The organism is Amycolatopsis sp. NPDC114503 (assembly GCF_055633655.1).
On sequence record NZ_JBVKDT010000002.1, the window covers coordinates 545,176 to 562,684 of the forward strand.

The window sequence follows — 17,509 nt, forward strand, 5'->3', positions numbered from 1 at the left end:
TGCTCAGTTGACGACGTCGGGGCAGACGTTGACGCCTTCGCAGAATGCGGTGATGGTTCCGATCGGTCTCCCATCCGGCGTAGTGTACTGGCCGTCTGACGTGCGGGGGGCTTGTTCGTTGATCACTCGGACAATGACGAAAATGTCACCCTCGGCGTCCGTGAGGAAGGCCAAGTACTCCAAGTGGGTGCCGTTCGACCTAGTTGGATCCGGAAAATTGTTCTCGTACGCGGCTTTGATGGCGCGTTCCGTACGGATGTTGTGCGAGACTGCGTAATGCACGTACCCGAACGCAGTGTTGCCGTGGCGGGTCGGAAGGTCCCTTCCGTTCAGATCCCGATGCGCCCAATCGATTTTGTACCACGGCTGCGGCGGATCGGGTAGGCTGACACCCGGGGGAAGCTCCTTTTTCGGAGCATCCAGTGCGTGTGATTTGCTGAATCTTTCCCGGTACTGCGCCTCGGACAGCAACAGCAAGGTCGAAGGCTGCTGCCGCAGCGCCGCAACCCCAGCGGCGACGCTCTCCGCGTGAGCCACCGGTACAGCGATTGCCGACAACGCGAGCGATGCACCAAGGGCGGCAATAGCCGCCCTCAGCCTGAGTTGCTTTATCAAATTCCCTCCCCGGAATTGTTTTTATCGGGCTTCGGCAGCCGAACGTAATCCCTGCATCATCCGAAGTCCCGTGTTCCAGTAAACGAGCCGGACACGCTGCCCTGAACCGCCATTTGGCGGATCTTGGCATGCAGCATCGATCGCACGTGAAGATTGCTCGCAAACGTGGCAGGGGGTCGTGTTGATCACGCTCGCCTTGGCAATCGCATGCACGGCCCTTACCTGTTCCTTGCTTTACGTGCAGTCCGCGCGCTACAGGCTGCGGTTCGTCCTCCGGCGGCGCGTGATGGTGAGCCTCGTGGACGATCAGGCGATCGTCGGCGTGCTGTGGGGCCGCTACGGCAGGCTCTTCGTGCTGCGCTCCGCGGAGCTGGTGACCCCCGGTCGCGAACCGGTGGCGATGGACGGAGACGTCTACGTCGAGGCGGACCGGGTCAACTGGATCCAGGCTGCGGGGGCAGCCTGATGCCTTTCGTTGTGTCCCAAGGCGTTCTCGCGTCGGTCCACCAGTACCAGAACGCCACGATCCCGGTCGGCGGGTCGGTCATGCTCGCCGACGGCCTGGCGCAGGACTATGCCGCGATCTGGCGGACCCAGCCGCAGGTCCGGACGGTGGTGTCGTTCCTGGCGCGCAACATCGCGCAGCTCGGCATCCACGTGTACCAGCGGCTGTCCGATGTGGACCGTGTCCGGCTCTCCGATCATCCGGTCGGGCAGCTGATCGCGAAACCGAACCCGTTCACGACCAGGTACCGGTTGATCGAAGCCCTGGTGTCGGACCTGGCGATCTACGACAACGCGGTCCTGGCGAAGATCGGCGGCCCGGACCCGGCGCTGGTGCGGCTCGACCCCCGCTACGTCACCCCGTTCTCGGCGAACCAGTTCGCGGTGGAGACCTACCGGTACCGGGGCACCACCGGCTACCGCGACCTCCCCGCCTCGCAGGTGGTCCATTTCCGTGGATACAACCCGGAAGACGGCCGCTGGGGCTGCTCGCCGATGGAGACCCTGCGCCGCACGCTCTCGGAGGAGTACCAGGCCGGGCAGTACCGCGAACAGCTGTGGCGCAACGGCGCCCGCCTTGCGGGCTACCTCAAACGCCCGCTGGACGCGCCGGACTGGGGCGACACGGCCCGGGACCGGTTCCGCCGTTCCTGGCAGGCCCAGTACACCGGCACCGGCGGACGGGCCGGCGGGACGCCGATCCTCGAAGACGGCATGGACTTCGTGCCCGCGTCGGTGACGCCGGAAGCCGCGCAGTACATCGAATCCCGCAAGCTCACCCGCGAAGAAGTGGCCTCCGCGTACCACATTCCGCTGCCCATGGTCGGAATCCTCGACCACGCCACGTATTCCAACATCACCGAGCAGCACAAGAACCTCTACCAGGACACCCTCGGGCCGTGGCTGGCCATGATCACCGAGGAACTGCATCTCCAGCTGCTGCCCGATTTTCCTGACGCGGCGGACGTGTACCTGGAGTTCAACCTCGCGGAGAAGATGCGCGGCTCGTTCGAGGAACAGGCCGCCCAGCTCCAGACCGCGACCGGGGCGCCGTGGATGACCCGCAACGAGGCCCGCGCCCGGGTGAACCTGCCGCAGATCGACGGCGGGGACGAGCTGGTCACCCCGCTCAACGTGCTCACCGGCGGCCAGGCGTCGCCGACCGACAGCGCCCCCGAACCCAAAACCGTGCTCGCCACCGCCACGCGACTCCTGGAGGGCATCGCAGCATGAGGAAGAAGACGTGCCCGGTCCGGATCAAAGCCGCCGGGGCACAGGACGGCACCGAAGACGGCGTGTTCGAGGCCATCGTCGCCGCGTACAACGTGGACAGTGTCGGGGACAAGATCGTGCCCGGCGCGTTCGCGGACACGCTGGCCGAGTGGAAGGCGTCCGGCGACCCGATTCCCGTGCTGTGGTCGCACATGTCGCACGACCCGGACTACCACATCGGCTACGTGGAAGACGCCGAGGAACGCGACGAGGGCCTGTGGGTCCGCGCCCGCCTCGACCTGGACGAGCCGAAAGCGGGCAAGATCTACCGCCTGCTCAAAGGCCGCCGCGTCCGGCAGTTCTCCTTCGCCTACGACATCGCCGAAGGCGGCTGGATCGACAAGGCCGACGACCCGGACGCCGAAGACGACGGTGCCGCGGAGGGCTATTACGAGCTGCGGAAGCTGAAGCTGTTCGAGGTCGGGCCGACGCTGATCGGCGCGAACCAGGACACCGACCTGCTGACCGTCAAGACCCCGCCTCCCCGGTCGTCCGGACCGGCTGTCCGGCCCGAGCCCGCCGCACCGCCTGCCAAGGCGGGCCGCGCGCTCTCGTCCAAGAACGAAACCGCGTTGCGCGACGCCCTCGCGAAAATCGCCGAGGGCGCCGACGCCATCGAGACTGTGCTGTCCGCTCTGGACAGCGGCGACGAGGACAAGTCCGCCGGCCTCGCGAGCAGCGAGCCCGCCCCGCCGGAACCGTCGAAGGCGGCGACCTCCGCCCTGCTGCGGGCGACGCTGGCCCTGCTCGACGCCGAGTCGCAACCGCTCACCGCCTGACCACCGTCCGAACCAGCCTGACGTTTTCACAGGCCACGCCCAGCCCCGCCCGCGCCAGCCGTTCCGGCTGCGCCCGCCCGGCACGGGAACCGCCTCGCTTCGTCTGCGCTCCGCGCACGAACTGAGGAATCCCTTGAGCACCACCATTGCCCAGCTCGCCGACGAGCTGAAAAAGCACCTGAACGACGCGAAGTCCATCGCGGCCACCGCCGACGACGAGGACCGCGATTTCACCGACGACGAACGCGCCACCGTCACCGCGGCCATGGGCAAGGCCCAGGACGCGAAGAAGGCGCTGGACGCGGCCAAGGCCGACAGCGCCGTGCGCGACGCGATCAAGGATCTCGGCGACGCCGTCGGCCTGGCCGACGCCCAGGCCGAGGCCAAGAACCGCCGCGAGCAGGCCGACCGCGACGGCTACCAGGACCGCCCGCGCACCAGCATCGGCGAAACCTTCATCACCTCCGAGCAGTACCAAGACCTGCTCAAGACCGCCCCGAACGGGCAGTTCGCCAAGGACATGCGGGTCCAGTCCCGCCCGCTCGGATACAAGGACCTGGTCACCGCCGTCTCGCCGACCTCCGGCGGCGCGTTCCGCACGCAGGACTACCGGGGACTGCTGGTCGGGCCGGAACAGTTCTTCCGCCCGCTCACGCTGCGCCAGCTCGTCACCGGCGGCACCACCACGAACGACCAGATCGAATACGCCCGCATCACCGGATGGCACAACGCCGCCGCCCCGGTCCCGGAAGCCACCACCGCCGCGCCCGTCGGGTCGGGCAACCCGGCCGTGACCCCAGCCCAGGCCGGAGTCAAGCCCGAATCCGGGTTCTCCACGGTCCGCGTCACCACACCGGTGCGGACGATCGCGCACTGGATGCCGGTCACCAAGCGGGCATTGTCGGACGCGGCCCAGGTCCGCACCCTCATCGACAATTTCCTCGAGGTCGGTCTCGAAGAAGAACTGGAAGACCAGATGATCGCCGGTGACGGCACCGGCGAGAACTTCGAGGGCCTGGCCAACGTGTCCGGCACGCAGACACAGGGAGCCGTCCCGGACCCGGCCGGGAAGCCCGAAGGGTTCGGGAAGCTGCTGGCCGTGCGCCGGGCGAAGACCCGGGTCCGCACCGTCGGCCGCTCCACCGCCAACGGGGTCGTGATCCACCCGAACGACCTGGAAGCCATGGACGAGATCAGCGACATGCAGGGCCGGTTTTACTTCGGCGGCCCTGCAGGAGCGAACGGCACCTCGCCGCTGTGGGGCCTGCCGGTCATCGAGTCCGAAGCGGCCACGCCCGGAACCGCGTGGGTCGGCGACTTCCGCAAGGCGATCCTGTGGGACCGCCAGCAGGCGAGCCTGACCGTCACCGATTCGCACGCGGACTTCTTCGTCCGGAACCTCGTCGCCATCCTGGCCGAGATGCGCGCCGCGTTCGGCATCATCCAGCCCTCGGCGTTCTGCAAGGTCACACTCGTCCCGAATGCGTGACGACGTCGGCTGTCCCGTCTGCGGAAGCACCGACTTCTCCTGCGGGACAGCCACGTCCACCACCGGCGTCGACGAGCGAACCGAGGAGGCACCCGCCATGGCGGACCTGCGCGAATACCGCGTGACCGTGAACGGCCACGACACCATCATGAACCTGACCGAAGCCGATGCAACCCGGCTCGGCGGCATCCCAACCCGGACTCCGCCCGAACAGAAGCGCGCGGACCCGCAGACCAAGGCGCGTACCGCGCGCAACAAGTCCGGCGATGCGGCAACGGACTAAATCAACGCACCATCCAAGAACGTCTTACCCTGCGCTACCGCTATCGATACCGCTACTTCATAAATCAGTTCGGCGTATTGAATTGCCTCGACAGAGCTTACAGCTTGATTGTTCCGTCGATGCATTACTGAATTCTTCAGCGCCTTGAGGCTTGTCACCACGGCGCGCTCAGAGGCGGGAAGCAGTTTGTAGATAACGTCAGTCGTGGATCGTCGAGCGGGAAGCTCCTCTTGACCCGATTGATCAAGGTACGCCTCATTGAGCTTAGCCTCAAGTCGAGACCAGGAATCAAGAATGACGGCCGCAGGCGATATCTCCGCGATCCGCCTCATGTCTTTTACGAAATCACTTGACTCTTTCGCGTCACCTACCGGAACTCGACCCTCGTCTTTCTTCGCCTCAGCCTGCTGCTTAACCGCCGCTTCCAATACCTGATGGAATTCGATGGTCACACCGCTTGGCCCGACTCCAAACTTTGACATATTCTGCGCCGACAAGAGCGCGCGCAGCGGTTTCTTAAACGAGAAAACTAAAACTAGAATCAATACCGGCCATACAAATTGACCGATCGTTCTGCTGACAAACTCCAGCACGCTCATGAGAAGACTCTACGTTTCAGAGCAAGCTAAGAGCGCTGACGGTTCGGGTTCTCGCGTAAACGTGACGTTTCCGTGGCCGAAGACTGCTGCTTTCGGGTGATGGCTGGCCGATCGGGAGGTCTCATGGTTGACCTGCCTTCTTTGGCCGACATGAACGCACTGGCCCGCTGGGCCCGTAGGGATCCCGCTGACCCGGCCGTGGCGGACGCTGCAGCAGCGGCGTCCGCGCGGTTTCGGGGAGAGGTGCGTTGTCCGGTGTCACGAGTGGACGGCGAGGAGGTTCTACTCGACGGGTTCGGCGGGCCGGTTCTGACGTTGCCGGCGGCTCCCGTGGTGGCGGTGGCAAAGGTCGAGATGTGCGGGAGGGTGGTCACGGATTTCACGTGGTCACGGCACGGGCTGCTGCGGCGGGCGGCGTGCTGGCCAAACGAGCTTGGCGCGGTGCGGGTGGTCTACAGCCACGGCTACGACCCGGTGCCCGAGGACGTCGCGGACGCGGTGCTCACGGAAGCCCAGTACCTGCTGACCGTGCAGCCGGGGGTGGCGGCGATGACGGTGGGCGGCGAGTCGGTGTCCTTTCAGGCCCCGGCCGTCGGTATGCCGTTGTCGTGGACTCGGGCGGTGGAGCGGTACCGGATCAACCGCGGAGATGAGCCGTGATTTTCGGCGACACGGTCACCGTCGTCCGTCCCGTCGTCACCCAAGACCGGTACGGGTCGGACGTGCTGGACTACGACGCCGGTACCCGCACGACGGTGACGGGGGTGTGCGTCCAGCCGCGTTCGTCCACGGAGGCCACCGGCGACGCGCGGGACATGGTGACGACCGGGTGGCGGATCTACACCCCGGCAGGCAGAGACCTCGACGTCGAGCCCACCGACCGCGTCGAGTGGGCGGGCCGCACCTGCGAAGTCGTCGGCGAGATCGCCCGCTGGCCGCATCCGATCCGCCCGCGCGAGGTCCACCACTGCGAGGTCGACGTCCAGAAAGTGAGCGGATGATGCCCGGCTACCGGCTGTCGGACCGGCAATGGAAGCAGATCGTGCAGGCCCCGTCGGTCCGCAAACGTCTGAGGCTCGTCGCCGGGCAGATCGCCGCGCACACCCGCGCGAACCTCGCCTCGGCCGGGTCGGAGGCGACGGTCACCGTCGAGGAAGGCACCCGGCCGAAAGGCCGCGCCTACGCCCGGGTCGCGCACGACGACCCGTTCGGCGAGTACGGCACCGAACACGTTCCCCGCCACCGCGCGCTCGGGCGCGCGGTCGGCGGCAAGCAGTAGAAGGAGATCCATTGTGGCCAAGGTGATCGTCGCGTTCCACCGCGACCACACGCAGGTCGGCAAGACCCTCGACGTCAGGGACGACGAGGCGGCCGTCATGGTCAACGAAGGCCGCGCCCGCTACGCCTCCGACCAAGCGGGCGACGAGCCCGCCAAGACCTCGTCCCGCAAGAGCACTGCCAAGACCGCCGAGCGGTGATCGACGCCGAGGCGCTGGTCGTGTCCTGGCTGGCCGGGCGTCTCGGCGGAATCCGCGTGGTGGCCGAGCTGCCCGCGCGCTTCGAGCAGTCGCTCCCGCTCGTGCAGGTCGCCGTCCTGCCGGGACCGAAGACCGACCGGCCGTGGAACTCCCGCCGGCCTTTGCTGTGGCGTCCGCGCGTGGACGTCGACGCCTACGCCGCCACCCGGCCCGCCGCGACCGATCTCGCGTCCGCGGTGTCGGGCCACCTGCACGACCTGATCGGGCAAGCCACCGAGTGGGGCGCGGTCGCCGACGTCGGCGAACCGTCCGGACCCGCGTGGCGCCCGGACTACAACCCGTCGGTCCGCCGCTGCGGACTGACCGTCGAACTCGTTCTGCGGGCCGACTAGCCCGTCATCCATCCGCACGTCCCGCTCGCTCACCCGGGGCTCCGCATCATTCAAGGGAGAAACCCCGTGGCACTGAACTCCGCTCTGGCCCGCCTTGGCGTGACCGGTGCGCTTTACACCGGCCCGTTGGGGACGACCGCGCCGAGCGCGACGGCGATGGAGCCGTGGGGCGCGGGCATGAGCGACCTCGGCTACATCTCCGACGACGGGATCGTGGAAGGGCGCGACGAGGACAAGGAGGAATTCACTCCTTGGCAGTCCGCGACCCCGATCCGGTCGGAGATCACGAAGTCCACGCAGACCTACCACGCCACGCTGTGGGAGTCGAAGTTCGAGACGATCAGCCTGTACTACCGCGTCGGCATCGACGACATGAAGCAGACCGGCACCGGCAAGGACGCGGTCGTGTCCTTTGTGGAGGAAGGAAAGCCCAAGCGGGACCTGCGGTGCTTCGGCATCGACGTCATCGACGGCACCTACCACCGCCGGATCTTCCTGCCCATGGCCGAGGTGTCCGAGCGCGGCGAGCTGACCTACAAGTCCGACACCCTCATCGGCTACGAAGTGACGATCACGGCGTATCCCGGCAGCGACGGCTTTTCCGCGCTGCGGGTCTACAAGGAGGGCTGGCAGCTTCCCACGCCCCCGACCAGCGGATGACCATCCGCTCCTCAAGCGGGGGCCGGTGCGGGCATGTGGTGAGCGGCCCGCACCGGCCCCCTTCCCATGCTCACCACCGCTCACCGGAGACGAGGGACGCCACAGTGCCCGCCATCGACATGGACGCGATCCTCGCCCAGCGCGAGGAAGCCACCGGCAGCTCCGACACGTTCGCCTTCACGTTCAAGCAGAAGCAGTGGACGTGCAAGGACCCGATCACCGCCGAGGACGACTGGAAGGACGGGCTGCTCGACCTCGACACCGATGTCGAGGTCGCCGAGTACTACATGGGCGACGAGCAGTACGCGCGATTCCTCGAAGCCGGAGGCCGGGCCGGGTACGTGATCCTCGCGATCAACCAGTACATGCAGAAGATGCGGCAGGACAACGACGAGGGACGCCCTACACGGCGCTCGACCTCCTCGGCCCGGCGCCGGAAGCGATAGAAGCCGCCCTCTGTGCGACCTACGCGCCGCGCGACCCGGTCGCGGAGTTCTGGCGCGGCGACATCAGCCTGCGGCACCTGCGGGTGCTCATCGAGCACCTGCCGCCCGGCTCGGCGTTCCACCGCACGGTCAACGGCCACGCCTGGACCGACGTGGAATACCTGCTCGCGATCGTCGCGGACCGCCTCGGCGAGAACACCTTCGTCACCGCACGCGGCGCGGGCATGAAGGGCCTGCGGCGCCCGAAGCCGCTCGCCCGTCCCGGCGAGGACGAGCAGGGCCGCATCGGCGACCGCGGCGACGCCCCCGCCGAAGACGTCATCGCCTACCTCGACCAGTACAAACCCCGCCCGGCCGCATGACCGCGCCCTCGCACGAGCCGGAGGTGAGGGCGTGGTCAACTCCGGCGAAGTCGTGTGGATCGACACCCTTCCCTCCGCGCGCGGCTGGGGCGCGGAACTGGCGAAGCAGGCCGCCGGGGCGGGCACCCGCGCCGGTCGGCAGATCGGGGACGAGCTGGAGCGCTCGGCCGGGGCGACCGGCCGCCGCGCCGGTGCGTCGCTGGGAGCCGGGATCGAGGCCGCGAAGGAGAACGTCAAGCGGGTCGCGACCGAGCTGGAGACCGCCCGCAACCGCGAGGCCGACGCGGCGGGCAAGGTCCGTGTGGCCGAAGCCCGCTTGGAGGAGGTTCGTTCCGGCGGCAACGCGAAGGCCAGCCAGCTGGCTGCCGCTGAGGAAAAGCTCGCGACGGCGCAGCGCGGGTTCGCCACCGCGCAGGAGCGGACGGCGTCGGTCTCGTCCCGGGTCGAGCAGGCGCAGCGCAACGCGGCCGACGCCACCGACGAAGTCACGGTGTCGATGGGCAAGGCCGACCGCGGATCGGCCAGGTTCGGGACGTCGCTGCTGGAGACCACCCGCAAGGCGGGGAGCTTCGCGTTCGGGCTGACCGCGATCGGCAACGCCGCGTCGGTGGCGATGGACGCGCTGGAGAACGCGCGGCTCGGCGACAAGCTCGCCGCGCAGCTCGGCGCGCCCGCCGACATGGCCGCCGACCTCGGCCGCGTCGCCGGGAACCTGTACGCGCACGCGTACGGGGAATCCCTCGGCCAGGTCAACGAGGCCATTCGCGGGGTCCTGCAATCCGGGCTCGTCATGGAGGACGCCACCAACGACGAGATCGAAGGCATCACCGCGAAAGTCCTCAACCTCGCGACGGCGTTCGATCAGGATCTCGGCGGCACCACCGAAGCCGTCGGGCAGCTGATGAAGACCGGGCTGGCCCGCGACGGGTACGAAGCGCTCGACGTGCTCACGCGCGGATTCCAGCAGGGCGCGGACCGCTCCCACGACCTGCTCGACACGATGACCGAGTATTCGGTCCAGTTCCAGAAGTTCGGCCTCGACGCCACCAGCGCCACCGGGCTGCTGGTGCAGGGAATGCAGGCCGGGGCACGGAATTCGGACCTGGTCGCCGACGCGATCAAGGAGTTCTCGATCCGCGCGGTGGACGGGTCGAAGACCACGGCGGACGGGTTCAAAGCCATCGGTGTCGACGCAGCCGCGATGGCCGCGCAGATCGGCCGGGGCGGTCCGGAAGCCTCGGCGGCGCTGGGCCTGGTGCTCGACAAGCTGCGCGCGATGCCGGATCCGGTCGCACGGTCGCAGGCGGCGGTGCAGCTGTTCGGCACGCAGGCCGAAGACCTCGGACAGGCGCTCTACGCGCTGGACCCGAGCAAGGCCGTCGCGGCGCTGGGCGACGTCGCGGGCGCCGCCGACCGGATGGGCGCGACGCTAAACGACTCGGCCGGTCAACGGCTGGTCGCGTTCCAGCGGACCCTGGAAACCGGGCTGGTGAGCTTCTTCGGCGGGGTGCTGCTGCCGGCGTTGCAGAACGCGGTCGGCTGGGTGCAGGAGAACGCCGATTGGCTTGCGCCCCTGGCGATTTCGATCGGCGCGTTCGCCGCCGGGTACGCGGCGGCGTCGGGTGCGATCAAGCTCTACGAGCTGGCGACGAAGGGCGCGGCGGCGGCGCAGTGGCTGCTCAACGTTGCCATGAACGCCAACCCGGTCGCGGTCATCGTCGGCGCTATCGCCGCCGTGGTCGCGGCGGTCGTGTATTTCTGGAACACCAGCGCCGGGTTCCGGGATTTCTGGATCGGCGTGTGGGCCGCGATCCAGTCCGCCGCGCAGTGGGCATGGCTGAACATCCTGAAGCCCGCCTTCGACGGAATCGTTGCCGGGCTGCGGTTTCTGGGCCAGATCGCGTCGTGGCTGTGGGTCAACATCCTCTCGCCGGTGTTCTCGTTCATCGGCCAGGCCGCCGGGATTCTCGCCGCCGTCGTCGCGACTGTCCTCATCGGACCGACCGTGCTCGCGTTCCGGGCGCTCGCCGCCGTCGCGACCTGGCTGTGGACCACGATCCTGCAGCCCGTCTTCAGCACGCTCGGCGATTTCTTCGGCTGGCTGTGGAATTCTGTTCTGAAACCCTATTTCGATGCGTGGGTTTTTGTTTTCCGGCTCGTCGGAAATGTCGCGTCGTGGCTGTGGGCTAATGCGCTACAGCCTACCTTTTCCGCCATTGGATCATTTTTCTCATGGCTTTATCTGAGCGTGCTGAAGCCGTATTTCGACGGGTGGGCTCTCGCATTCCGCCTGGTCGGCGACGCGGCGTCCTGGCTGTGGGATCACGCGATAAAACCGGCCTGGGACGCCATTTCCGGCGCGATCTCGTGGGCCTACGACCACGTGATCAAGCCCGTGTTCGGCTGGTTCCGGGACCGGATCGACGACGTGAAGACCGGTTTCGGGCTCATGCAGGAAGTCACGAAGCGCGTGTTCGACACGATCGTCGGATTCGTGAAAAAGCCGATCCAATTTGTGATCGACATTATCTGGAACAACAGCCTGCGGAAAGTGTACAACGCGGCGGCCGATCTCATTCCCGGAGTCGATCCGCTGCCCGAACTCAAGCTCGCGCGCGGCGGTGTCCTGCCGGGCTACGCGCCGGGGCGCGACACCGTGCCCGCGCTGCTGAGCCCCGGCGAAGCGGTGCTGGTGCCCGAGCTGGTGCGCGCGCTCGGGCCGGGCACGATCCTGGCGGCCAACGCGGCGGCCATGGGGGGACGCGGCTACTCCGGGGGCGGGCTCGTCGCCCGGTTCGCGGGCGGCGGGATCGTCGGCGCCGCAACGGGTTCCGTCGCCGCGCCTGCTGTGGCCGAGGCGGCGGCCGTTCCGGACCCGGCGGTGTTCCTCGCGGCAGCCGACGCCGCCGACGTGCTGAACGCCGCCTCGGCGGCACTGGCCGAGACCGTGACCGCGGTTCTCGTGCCCGCGCTGCTCGCGGCCGAACAGCACACCGGAACCGTTCTGCCCCAAGCGAATGCGGCGCTGGGTGTGAGCCTGGCCGGGTTGCAGCTGAACGCCATGACGGTATGGGCCGCGATCACCGGTGCCGTCGTCGCGAACGCGAACATCGCCACCGCGCGGCAGCGCCAGCTCCAAGCCGACCTCTCCGTGTCGTGGAACGCGGTCGCGGCCGGGGTGTGGGCATCGGTCGATGCGCAGAACAGCGCGTTCGCCGCCCTGGCGGGCGGGCTCGCGTCCGTGCGGACGGCGGCGGGCTTCACCTCCGGATGGGTCCGCGACCGGTTCGCGGAGATGCCCGGCTATGCGGGCAACCCGGTGCGCTGGATCCTGCAATGGCCGCTCAACGGCGGCCTGGTGGCGGCCTGGAACAAGCTGAACAGCGATTTCGGGCTGAACAAGCCGATCGGGCCGGTCCCGATCGGGTTCGCCGCCGGCGGTCGCGTGCACGGGCCGGGCACCGGCACCTCGGACTCGATCCTCGCGCGCGTGTCGCGCGGGGAGTTCGTGGTCCGGGCGGCCGTGGCCCAGCGGATCGTGCCGTTCCTCGACGCCCTCAACGCCGGGCAGGCCGAAGCGTTGCGCGCGGCCGGGTATGCCCGGGGCGGGCTGGTCGCCGACACCGGCAGCCAGGCCAATGCCGCACTCGGGCGTGGCCTGGCGTTCGCCCGCGCACAGGCCGGGAAACCGTACGTGTGGGGCGGCACGGGTCCCGAGGGCTACGACTGCTCGGGGCTGCTGTCGGCGGTGACGAACGTGCTGCGCGGGGACTTCCCGTACCGGCGGCTCGGCACGGCCGCGAGCCAGCCGTGGCCGGGGTTCGCCCCGGGCCTGGGGTCGGCGTTCGCGACCGGCTTCAACGACCATCACACGGCCGGGACGCTGGCCGGAGTCAACCTGGAAGCCCAGACGTTCCGGGTCCCGGTCAAGGTCGGCCCCGGCGCGTCCGGCGCGGACGCGGGCCAGTTCACCGGGCACGCGTTCCTGCCCGTGGCAGGCGGGTCGTTCGTGTCCGGCGGAGCGGGCGGGTTCGATCCGGCCGCGCTGGTGGCCCCGTATCTTGCCGACGCGCTGCGCCAGGCCGACGACGCGACCCGGGTGTTCCCGGGCAACGTCGCCGCCGTCGACGGGGCGGGCATGGCGCGCACCGCGATCGAAGGCGCGCGCGACTTCGGGACGCGGCGCCTCGGCGAGCTGTACGCCAGCACGGGCGCCGCTGCCGGGTCGCCCGCCGTCGTGGCCGCGGTGCGCGCGGTGGCCGGGCGCTACGGGTGGGGTTCCGGGCCGCAGTGGGACGCGCTGTCGTGGCTGATCGGCCACGAATCGTCGTGGAACCCGGCCGCGAAGAACCCGACCAGTTCCGCGCGCGGTCTGTTCCAGCAGATGGAGAGCGTGCACGGCCCGGTGCCGGATTCCCCGGCAGGGCAAGCGGAATGGGGCCTGTCCTACATCGCCGGACGCTACGGCTCCCCGCTGGGCGCGAAAGCGTTCTGGGAAGCCCACCACTGGTACGACCAGGGCGGGTGGCTCCAGCCGGGATTCACGCCCGTGTTCAACGGGACCGGCAAGCCCGAACTCGTCCTGCCGCACGACACCGCGCAAGGCGTGATCGGCGCGCTGCACGGCAGCGACGACCCGGTCCGGATCACGGGCGAGCTGTCCATTTCCGACGACGGGCTGACCGCGTTCGTGGACGGCCGGATCGAACGTTTCGACCATGCCACCGGCACCGCGCTCGCGCGCGGCGTCCGGATCTAGGAAGGCGTACAGGTGAGCTACGAATACCGGTCCGCCAAGGACTATTTCTTCGGCACCCTGGCGAACGCGGCGGCCATTTCGGACACCACGCTCTCGGCCGCCGTGTTCGCAGACATCGACACCGACTACAGCCCCGCCACCCCCGGCAAGTACCTGCCCGTCGAGCTGCACGACCCCTCGCAAGGAATCTACGAGGTCGTCTGGATCGTCGGGCACACCGCCAGCTCCCAGACGGTCACCGTCGTGCGCGGACGGGAAGGCACCCCGGCGCGGGCATGGAACGCAGGCACGCAATTGGTGTGCGCACCGACCGCCGGGCGCGACACGCTGTCCGCGCTGTCCTCGGCGGACCTGCCGATCGACCCGCACATCGGGATGCGGGTCGCGCGCACGAACAAGCTGGACGTCCTGGAGCGCGCCGCCGGCGTGTGGGCGCCGAGCACGGGCGTGGCCACGGCCGCCGACGTCGGGCCGCGCCGGGGCGGCGGCTCGGTCCCGGACGGGTCGGTGGTCCTCATGCGGGGCGGCCATCGCACGGGCACGACCGTGGGGGCCGGGGAGATCACGGTGACCCACGCGTCGCCGTTCCCGAACGCCACCGTCTCCACCACCGTGACCGTCGTGCGGACCGGCGTTCCCGCCGTCGTTGTCATCGCCCGGGAAACCGCCGCCGGGGTGACTGTCGGGTTCTACGCGATCAACACGGGCAACAACGTCGGCTCCGGCGTCGCCGTCGAGTTCCAGTACCTCTCGATCGGGTTCTGATGGCCTGGGCGCACGGCACATTCGCCCGCACCCCGTACGCAGCCGGGACCGGAACCGAGCTGCCGGACCTTCCCGGGCAGCAGGAGCTTCCGCCGCCGATTCCCGGCGGTACCGCCCGCTGGACCTACACCCCGAACCCGCCGCTGGGGTACGCGCGGCGCGGCTGGTCCGGCGGCGCCTACCTGCAGACCTATCCCGGCGGGGGCGTGTCGATCCGGCCCGTGCCGGGATCCGGGGTCATGCAGGTCACCGCGTGGTGGCCGGACGCGACCGTCCTGCAGATCGTGCGGGAGCACCCCGACGGGACGCTGTGGCCGGTGCGCGGCGGAAACCCGCTGTTCGTGACCGAGCCGACGCGGCGCAACTGGGCGCTGAACCCGTCGTTCGAAACCGGCCTCAACGGCTGCGTCCCCGACGCCGGGAACCCGGAACTCGCGCGCGTCGCGGACGGGTCGGCGGCGCAGGGCGAGGTGTTCCTGACCGCGACCGTGAAGGCGGCCGGGCCGGTCGGCGTCACCGTCCCGACCGCGCTCCCGGCGGCGGCCGAGGTCACGATCGGCATGGACCTGCGGTTCTCAGCCCGCCCCAGCGCGGTGACGGTCCGGATCGCCTGGACCGACAACACCGGAGTCCCGCTGCCGGTCGCGTCCGCGACGCTGAGCACGGACGAGATCAACCAGTCCGTGAACCAGTTCGCGCGCCAGGTCGTGCGGCTGACCGCTCCGGCCGGTGCCGTCACGCCGACGCTGAAGGTGATCGCCGAGGGAATGCCGGCGGGCGGGGTCATGGCGCTGGACGGGGTGACCGCGGAGCGCTACCGCACCACGGGCAGCTTCTACGACGGCTCGACCTACGGCGCGACCTGGCTGGGACCGCCCGGACTGTCCGCGTCGGTCCTCGCGCCGCTGCTGGTCTTCCCCGACGGGGAATGCCCGCTCGACGTGCCGGTGCGCTACCGGGTGGTGAACCCGGCCCCGACCGGCGGCACCATGGCCAGCCAGTCCGCTGTCCTGCTCAGCGGCGGCCGGACCTGGCTGACCCACCCGTCCCGCCCGGACCGGCCGCTGGTGGTCCAGGTCGGCGCGGTCCCCAGCCGGGTCCGAGAAGCCCCGCGCGGGATCTTCTACCCGGTCGGAGCCACGCACCCGATCATCGTGTCCGCCGCGCAGCGGCGGGCGCCCACCGGAGACATCAGCTTCGGCGCGCTGTCGTTCGCCGAGCGGGACGCCCTGCTGGAGCTGTTCGCCGACCTGCAACCGGTGTGCCTGCGCGCCCCGGCGGAATTCGGGTACGGCACCGGGATGTGGCTCGCGCTGGGCGACCTCACCGAGGACCCCGGCAACCGCCGCGCCTACCAGCAGACCCGCGTCCTGACCGCGCCCTTCCACGAAGTCGAGGCGCCGAGCGAACTGGCGGTCTAGGGGGCGACGGCTTATGTGGCCTTTGTCCACCCGGGCACAGATCGCCCTCGCCCAATCGCACTCGATGACCGCGCGCGCCACCGTCACCAGCCTCGGCTACGGGAGCCTGGAAATCCCGTTGTCGGGCGGGTCGGTCGAGGTCGACGCCCGCAGCAAAATCCGCCGATCCGCGACCCTGCAAGCGGATCCGCGGTGGTGGCCCGCCTCGCCGGTCGACGTCTTATCGCCCTACGGCTCGATCTGCCGGATCGACTACGGGATCGTCCTGCCCGGCGGCGGCACCGAATGGGTGCCGCTGCTGTTCGGGTTCCTGGATGAAACCTCGCGGTCGAGGCCGGTCACCGGCTCCGGCGACATCGAGGTCAAGGTCGTGGACGCGTCGGCGCACGTGGCCGAACACCGCCTCGACATCCCCTCCCAGACCGTCCCCAACGCTACCGCCTTCGCCGAGATCGCCCGCCTGGTTCGCGACACCCTCGGCCCGATCGAGGTCGTCAACCTGACCGGGTCGGCTGCGGTGGCCCCGGTGATCGTGATCGAGCGCGAGCGCTGGGACGCGATGGAGAAGCTGGCCGATTTCCTCGGGGCCGAAGTGTTCTTCGACCCCGAGGCACGGCTGATCGTGCGCCCGCAGCCGACGTTCGACCAGAATCCCGTGTGGACGGTCCGCACCGGCGACGGCGGAAACCTGCTGACCGTCAAAGACAAACTCTCCCGCGAACAGGTCTACAACCGGGTCGTCGCCAGCGGGCAGCGCACCGACGGCGTCCCCGCCGTCTACGCGGTGGCGACCGACACCACCAGCCCGGCCCGCTTTGGCGGCCCGTTCGGCAACAAACCCCGCTTCTACACCTCCGAACTTCTCACCACCACGGCGCAGTGCCAGGCAACCGCGGACTCGCTGCTCGCCCGGGTGCGCGGCATCGCCGCGCAGATCGAGGTCGAAACCCTCGTCAACCCGGCATTGGACGCGGGGGACGTGATCACGGTCCTGGACCCCGAGACGGGGGAAACCCGCCACATCATCGACAAGCTCTCCATCCCGCTCTCGCCGGACGGGACGCAGACCGTCACCACCCGCTCCGACGACCTGCCCGCTGAGACCTGAACCGCAGGGAGGGCAAAGGAATGCGCATCGCCGAGGCCGTCACCCGGCTCGTGGACCAGGCGCTCTCCGCCCGCCGGAAAGTCGGCACGGTCACCGGCATCTCCGGGACCAAGGTCATCGTCTCCGTCCAAGGCGGATCGCTCGCCCTCCCGCGCCTGGCCAGCTACACCCCGGCCACCGGCGACATCGTGCACATCGACGCGAGCGTGCCCGGGGCCTGGCTGGTGCTCGGCAAATCCGCCTAGGAAGGAGCCGAACGCATGGCATCGACCCTCGCCGACAGCGCGGAACTCGCGACGTTCCCCGGGTTCGTCCGGCGCGTGCAGGCCGCCGTGTCCGTCGCCGCGAAAGAGGTCGGGGACGAGCCCGACGACCCGGCCAACCCCACGCGCGGCCAGCTGCGGCGCGCGCTGGCGACCAACGTGTTCGCCGACCCGGACGGCTACCGCACGCGGTTCGCCTGGGCCGTCGCGACCAACCCCGTCATCACCGTGCAGTCCACCGACGGCGAAATCCAGTTCTGCGTGAACCAGGCATGGGACACCATCGCCGGTGCGCCTCCGAGCCAGACGTGAGC

The 17,509-nt window shown here is 69.3% G+C and carries 21 protein-coding genes; 19 read left to right on the forward strand and 2 right to left on the reverse strand.

What is annotated here, in order from left to right; all coding sequences use genetic code 11:
* Positions 1-3 precede the first annotated feature (3 nt).
* On the reverse strand, positions 4-615 hold the full coding sequence (locus ACZ7OI_RS10350; protein ID WP_470263869.1) for a hypothetical protein: 612 nt from the start codon (positions 613-615) through the stop codon (positions 4-6).
* 238 nt (positions 616-853) lie between these two features.
* On the opposite strand from ACZ7OI_RS10350, the gene ACZ7OI_RS10355 reads away from it, so the two are divergent.
* The 5 genes from ACZ7OI_RS10355 to ACZ7OI_RS10375 all read left to right on the forward strand — a co-directional run bounded on the left by ACZ7OI_RS10355 (position 854) and on the right by ACZ7OI_RS10375 (position 4,942).
* Positions 854-1,081, forward strand: coding sequence for a hypothetical protein (locus ACZ7OI_RS10355; RefSeq protein WP_470263870.1), 228 nt, complete (start codon positions 854-856; stop codon positions 1,079-1,081).
* Positions 1,081-2,352 (forward strand): phage portal protein, encoded by a 1,272-nt coding sequence (locus tag ACZ7OI_RS10360; protein ID WP_470263871.1) that lies wholly within the window; start codon positions 1,081-1,083, stop codon positions 2,350-2,352. Before ACZ7OI_RS10355 ends, ACZ7OI_RS10360 begins: the two co-directional genes overlap by 1 nt.
* A complete protein-coding gene (locus tag ACZ7OI_RS10365; protein ID WP_470263872.1) occupies positions 2,349-3,170 on the forward strand; it encodes an HK97 family phage prohead protease in 822 nt (273 codons plus the stop codon). Before ACZ7OI_RS10360 ends, ACZ7OI_RS10365 begins: the two co-directional genes overlap by 4 nt.
* A gap of 133 nt (positions 3,171-3,303) precedes the next feature.
* The gene (locus tag ACZ7OI_RS10370; RefSeq protein WP_470263873.1) at positions 3,304-4,659 is read left to right on the forward strand and encodes a phage major capsid protein; all 1,356 of its coding nucleotides are present in this window, start codon (positions 3,304-3,306) and stop codon (positions 4,657-4,659) included.
* A complete protein-coding gene (locus ACZ7OI_RS10375) occupies positions 4,652-4,942 on the forward strand; it encodes a hypothetical protein (protein ID WP_470263874.1) in 291 nt (96 codons plus the stop codon). Before ACZ7OI_RS10370 ends, ACZ7OI_RS10375 begins: the two co-directional genes overlap by 8 nt.
* On the opposite strand, the gene ACZ7OI_RS10380 is transcribed toward ACZ7OI_RS10375, so the two are convergent.
* On the reverse strand, positions 4,939-5,541 hold the full coding sequence (locus tag ACZ7OI_RS10380; RefSeq protein ID WP_470263875.1) for a hypothetical protein: 603 nt from the start codon (positions 5,539-5,541) through the stop codon (positions 4,939-4,941). The two genes, ACZ7OI_RS10375 and ACZ7OI_RS10380, sit on opposite strands and share 4 nt — an antisense overlap.
* Before the next feature lie 255 nt (positions 5,542-5,796).
* Between ACZ7OI_RS10380 and ACZ7OI_RS10385 the strand changes: the two genes are divergently transcribed.
* The 14 genes from ACZ7OI_RS10385 (at position 5,797) to ACZ7OI_RS10450 (ending at position 17,507) form a co-directional block, all read left to right on the forward strand.
* Positions 5,797-6,201, forward strand: coding sequence for a hypothetical protein (locus ACZ7OI_RS10385; protein ID WP_470263876.1), 405 nt, complete (start codon positions 5,797-5,799; stop codon positions 6,199-6,201).
* Positions 6,198-6,542 carry a hypothetical protein gene (locus tag ACZ7OI_RS10390; protein WP_470263877.1) on the forward strand — a complete coding sequence of 115 codons (345 nt, stop codon included), beginning with the start codon at positions 6,198-6,200 and terminating at the stop codon, positions 6,540-6,542. Before ACZ7OI_RS10385 ends, ACZ7OI_RS10390 begins: the two co-directional genes overlap by 4 nt.
* Positions 6,539-6,820, forward strand: a complete 282-nt coding sequence (locus ACZ7OI_RS10395; protein ID WP_470263878.1) for a hypothetical protein — start codon at positions 6,539-6,541, stop codon at positions 6,818-6,820. Before ACZ7OI_RS10390 ends, ACZ7OI_RS10395 begins: the two co-directional genes overlap by 4 nt.
* Before the next feature lie 13 nt (positions 6,821-6,833).
* The gene (locus ACZ7OI_RS10400) at positions 6,834-7,019 is read left to right on the forward strand and encodes a hypothetical protein (RefSeq protein ID WP_470263879.1); all 186 of its coding nucleotides are present in this window, start codon (positions 6,834-6,836) and stop codon (positions 7,017-7,019) included.
* On the forward strand, positions 7,016-7,411 hold the full coding sequence (locus ACZ7OI_RS10405) for a phage tail termination protein (RefSeq protein WP_470263880.1): 396 nt from the start codon (positions 7,016-7,018) through the stop codon (positions 7,409-7,411). Before ACZ7OI_RS10400 ends, ACZ7OI_RS10405 begins: the two co-directional genes overlap by 4 nt.
* Positions 7,412-7,477: 66 nt before the next feature.
* The gene (locus tag ACZ7OI_RS10410) at positions 7,478-8,071 is read left to right on the forward strand and encodes a phage tail tube protein (RefSeq protein WP_470263881.1); all 594 of its coding nucleotides are present in this window, start codon (positions 7,478-7,480) and stop codon (positions 8,069-8,071) included.
* Between the two features lie 104 nt (positions 8,072-8,175).
* On the forward strand, positions 8,176-8,517 hold the full coding sequence (locus ACZ7OI_RS10415; protein ID WP_470263882.1) for a hypothetical protein: 342 nt from the start codon (positions 8,176-8,178) through the stop codon (positions 8,515-8,517).
* A gap of 83 nt (positions 8,518-8,600) precedes the next feature.
* Entirely contained in the window at positions 8,601-8,879 is a 279-nt protein-coding gene (locus ACZ7OI_RS10420) for a hypothetical protein (RefSeq protein ID WP_470263883.1), read from the forward strand.
* A 31-nt stretch (positions 8,880-8,910) separates the two neighbouring features.
* Positions 8,911-13,638, forward strand: a complete 4,728-nt coding sequence (locus ACZ7OI_RS10425) for an aggregation-promoting factor C-terminal-like domain-containing protein (protein WP_470263884.1) — start codon at positions 8,911-8,913, stop codon at positions 13,636-13,638.
* A 12-nt stretch (positions 13,639-13,650) separates the two neighbouring features.
* Positions 13,651-14,403: a hypothetical protein gene (locus ACZ7OI_RS10430; RefSeq protein ID WP_470263885.1), complete on the forward strand. Its 753-nt coding sequence runs from the start codon at positions 13,651-13,653 to the stop codon at positions 14,401-14,403.
* On the forward strand, positions 14,403-15,824 hold the full coding sequence (locus ACZ7OI_RS10435; RefSeq protein ID WP_470263886.1) for a hypothetical protein: 1,422 nt from the start codon (positions 14,403-14,405) through the stop codon (positions 15,822-15,824). Before ACZ7OI_RS10430 ends, ACZ7OI_RS10435 begins: the two co-directional genes overlap by 1 nt.
* Positions 15,825-15,888: 64 nt before the next feature.
* The gene (locus ACZ7OI_RS10440) at positions 15,889-16,932 is read left to right on the forward strand and encodes a DUF5047 domain-containing protein (protein ID WP_470263887.1); all 1,044 of its coding nucleotides are present in this window, start codon (positions 15,889-15,891) and stop codon (positions 16,930-16,932) included.
* 20 nt (positions 16,933-16,952) lie between these two features.
* Entirely contained in the window at positions 16,953-17,177 is a 225-nt protein-coding gene (locus tag ACZ7OI_RS10445) for a hypothetical protein (RefSeq protein ID WP_470263888.1), read from the forward strand.
* A 15-nt stretch (positions 17,178-17,192) separates the two neighbouring features.
* Positions 17,193-17,507: a hypothetical protein gene (locus tag ACZ7OI_RS10450; RefSeq protein WP_470263889.1), complete on the forward strand. Its 315-nt coding sequence runs from the start codon at positions 17,193-17,195 to the stop codon at positions 17,505-17,507.
* Positions 17,508-17,509: the final 2 nt, after the last annotated feature.

Coding starts and splice junctions, on each gene's coding strand:
- ACZ7OI_RS10360 (WP_470263871.1), top strand. CDS start 1,081: ATGCCTTTCGTTGTGTCCCAAGGCGTTCTCGCGTCGGTCCACCAGTAC.
- ACZ7OI_RS10365 (WP_470263872.1), top strand. CDS start 2,349: ATGAGGAAGAAGACGTGCCCGGTCCGGATCAAAGCCGCCGGGGCACAG.
- ACZ7OI_RS10375 (WP_470263874.1), top strand. CDS start 4,652: ATGCGTGACGACGTCGGCTGTCCCGTCTGCGGAAGCACCGACTTCTCC.
- ACZ7OI_RS10380 (WP_470263875.1), bottom strand. CDS start 5,541: ATGAGCGTGCTGGAGTTTGTCAGCAGAACGATCGGTCAATTTGTATGG.
- ACZ7OI_RS10395 (WP_470263878.1), top strand. CDS start 6,539: ATGATGCCCGGCTACCGGCTGTCGGACCGGCAATGGAAGCAGATCGTG.
- ACZ7OI_RS10435 (WP_470263886.1), top strand. CDS start 14,403: ATGGCCTGGGCGCACGGCACATTCGCCCGCACCCCGTACGCAGCCGGG.
- ACZ7OI_RS10440 (WP_470263887.1), top strand. CDS start 15,889: ATGACCGCGCGCGCCACCGTCACCAGCCTCGGCTACGGGAGCCTGGAA.
- ACZ7OI_RS10445 (WP_470263888.1), top strand. CDS start 16,953: ATGCGCATCGCCGAGGCCGTCACCCGGCTCGTGGACCAGGCGCTCTCC.
- ACZ7OI_RS10450 (WP_470263889.1), top strand. CDS start 17,193: ATGGCATCGACCCTCGCCGACAGCGCGGAACTCGCGACGTTCCCCGGG.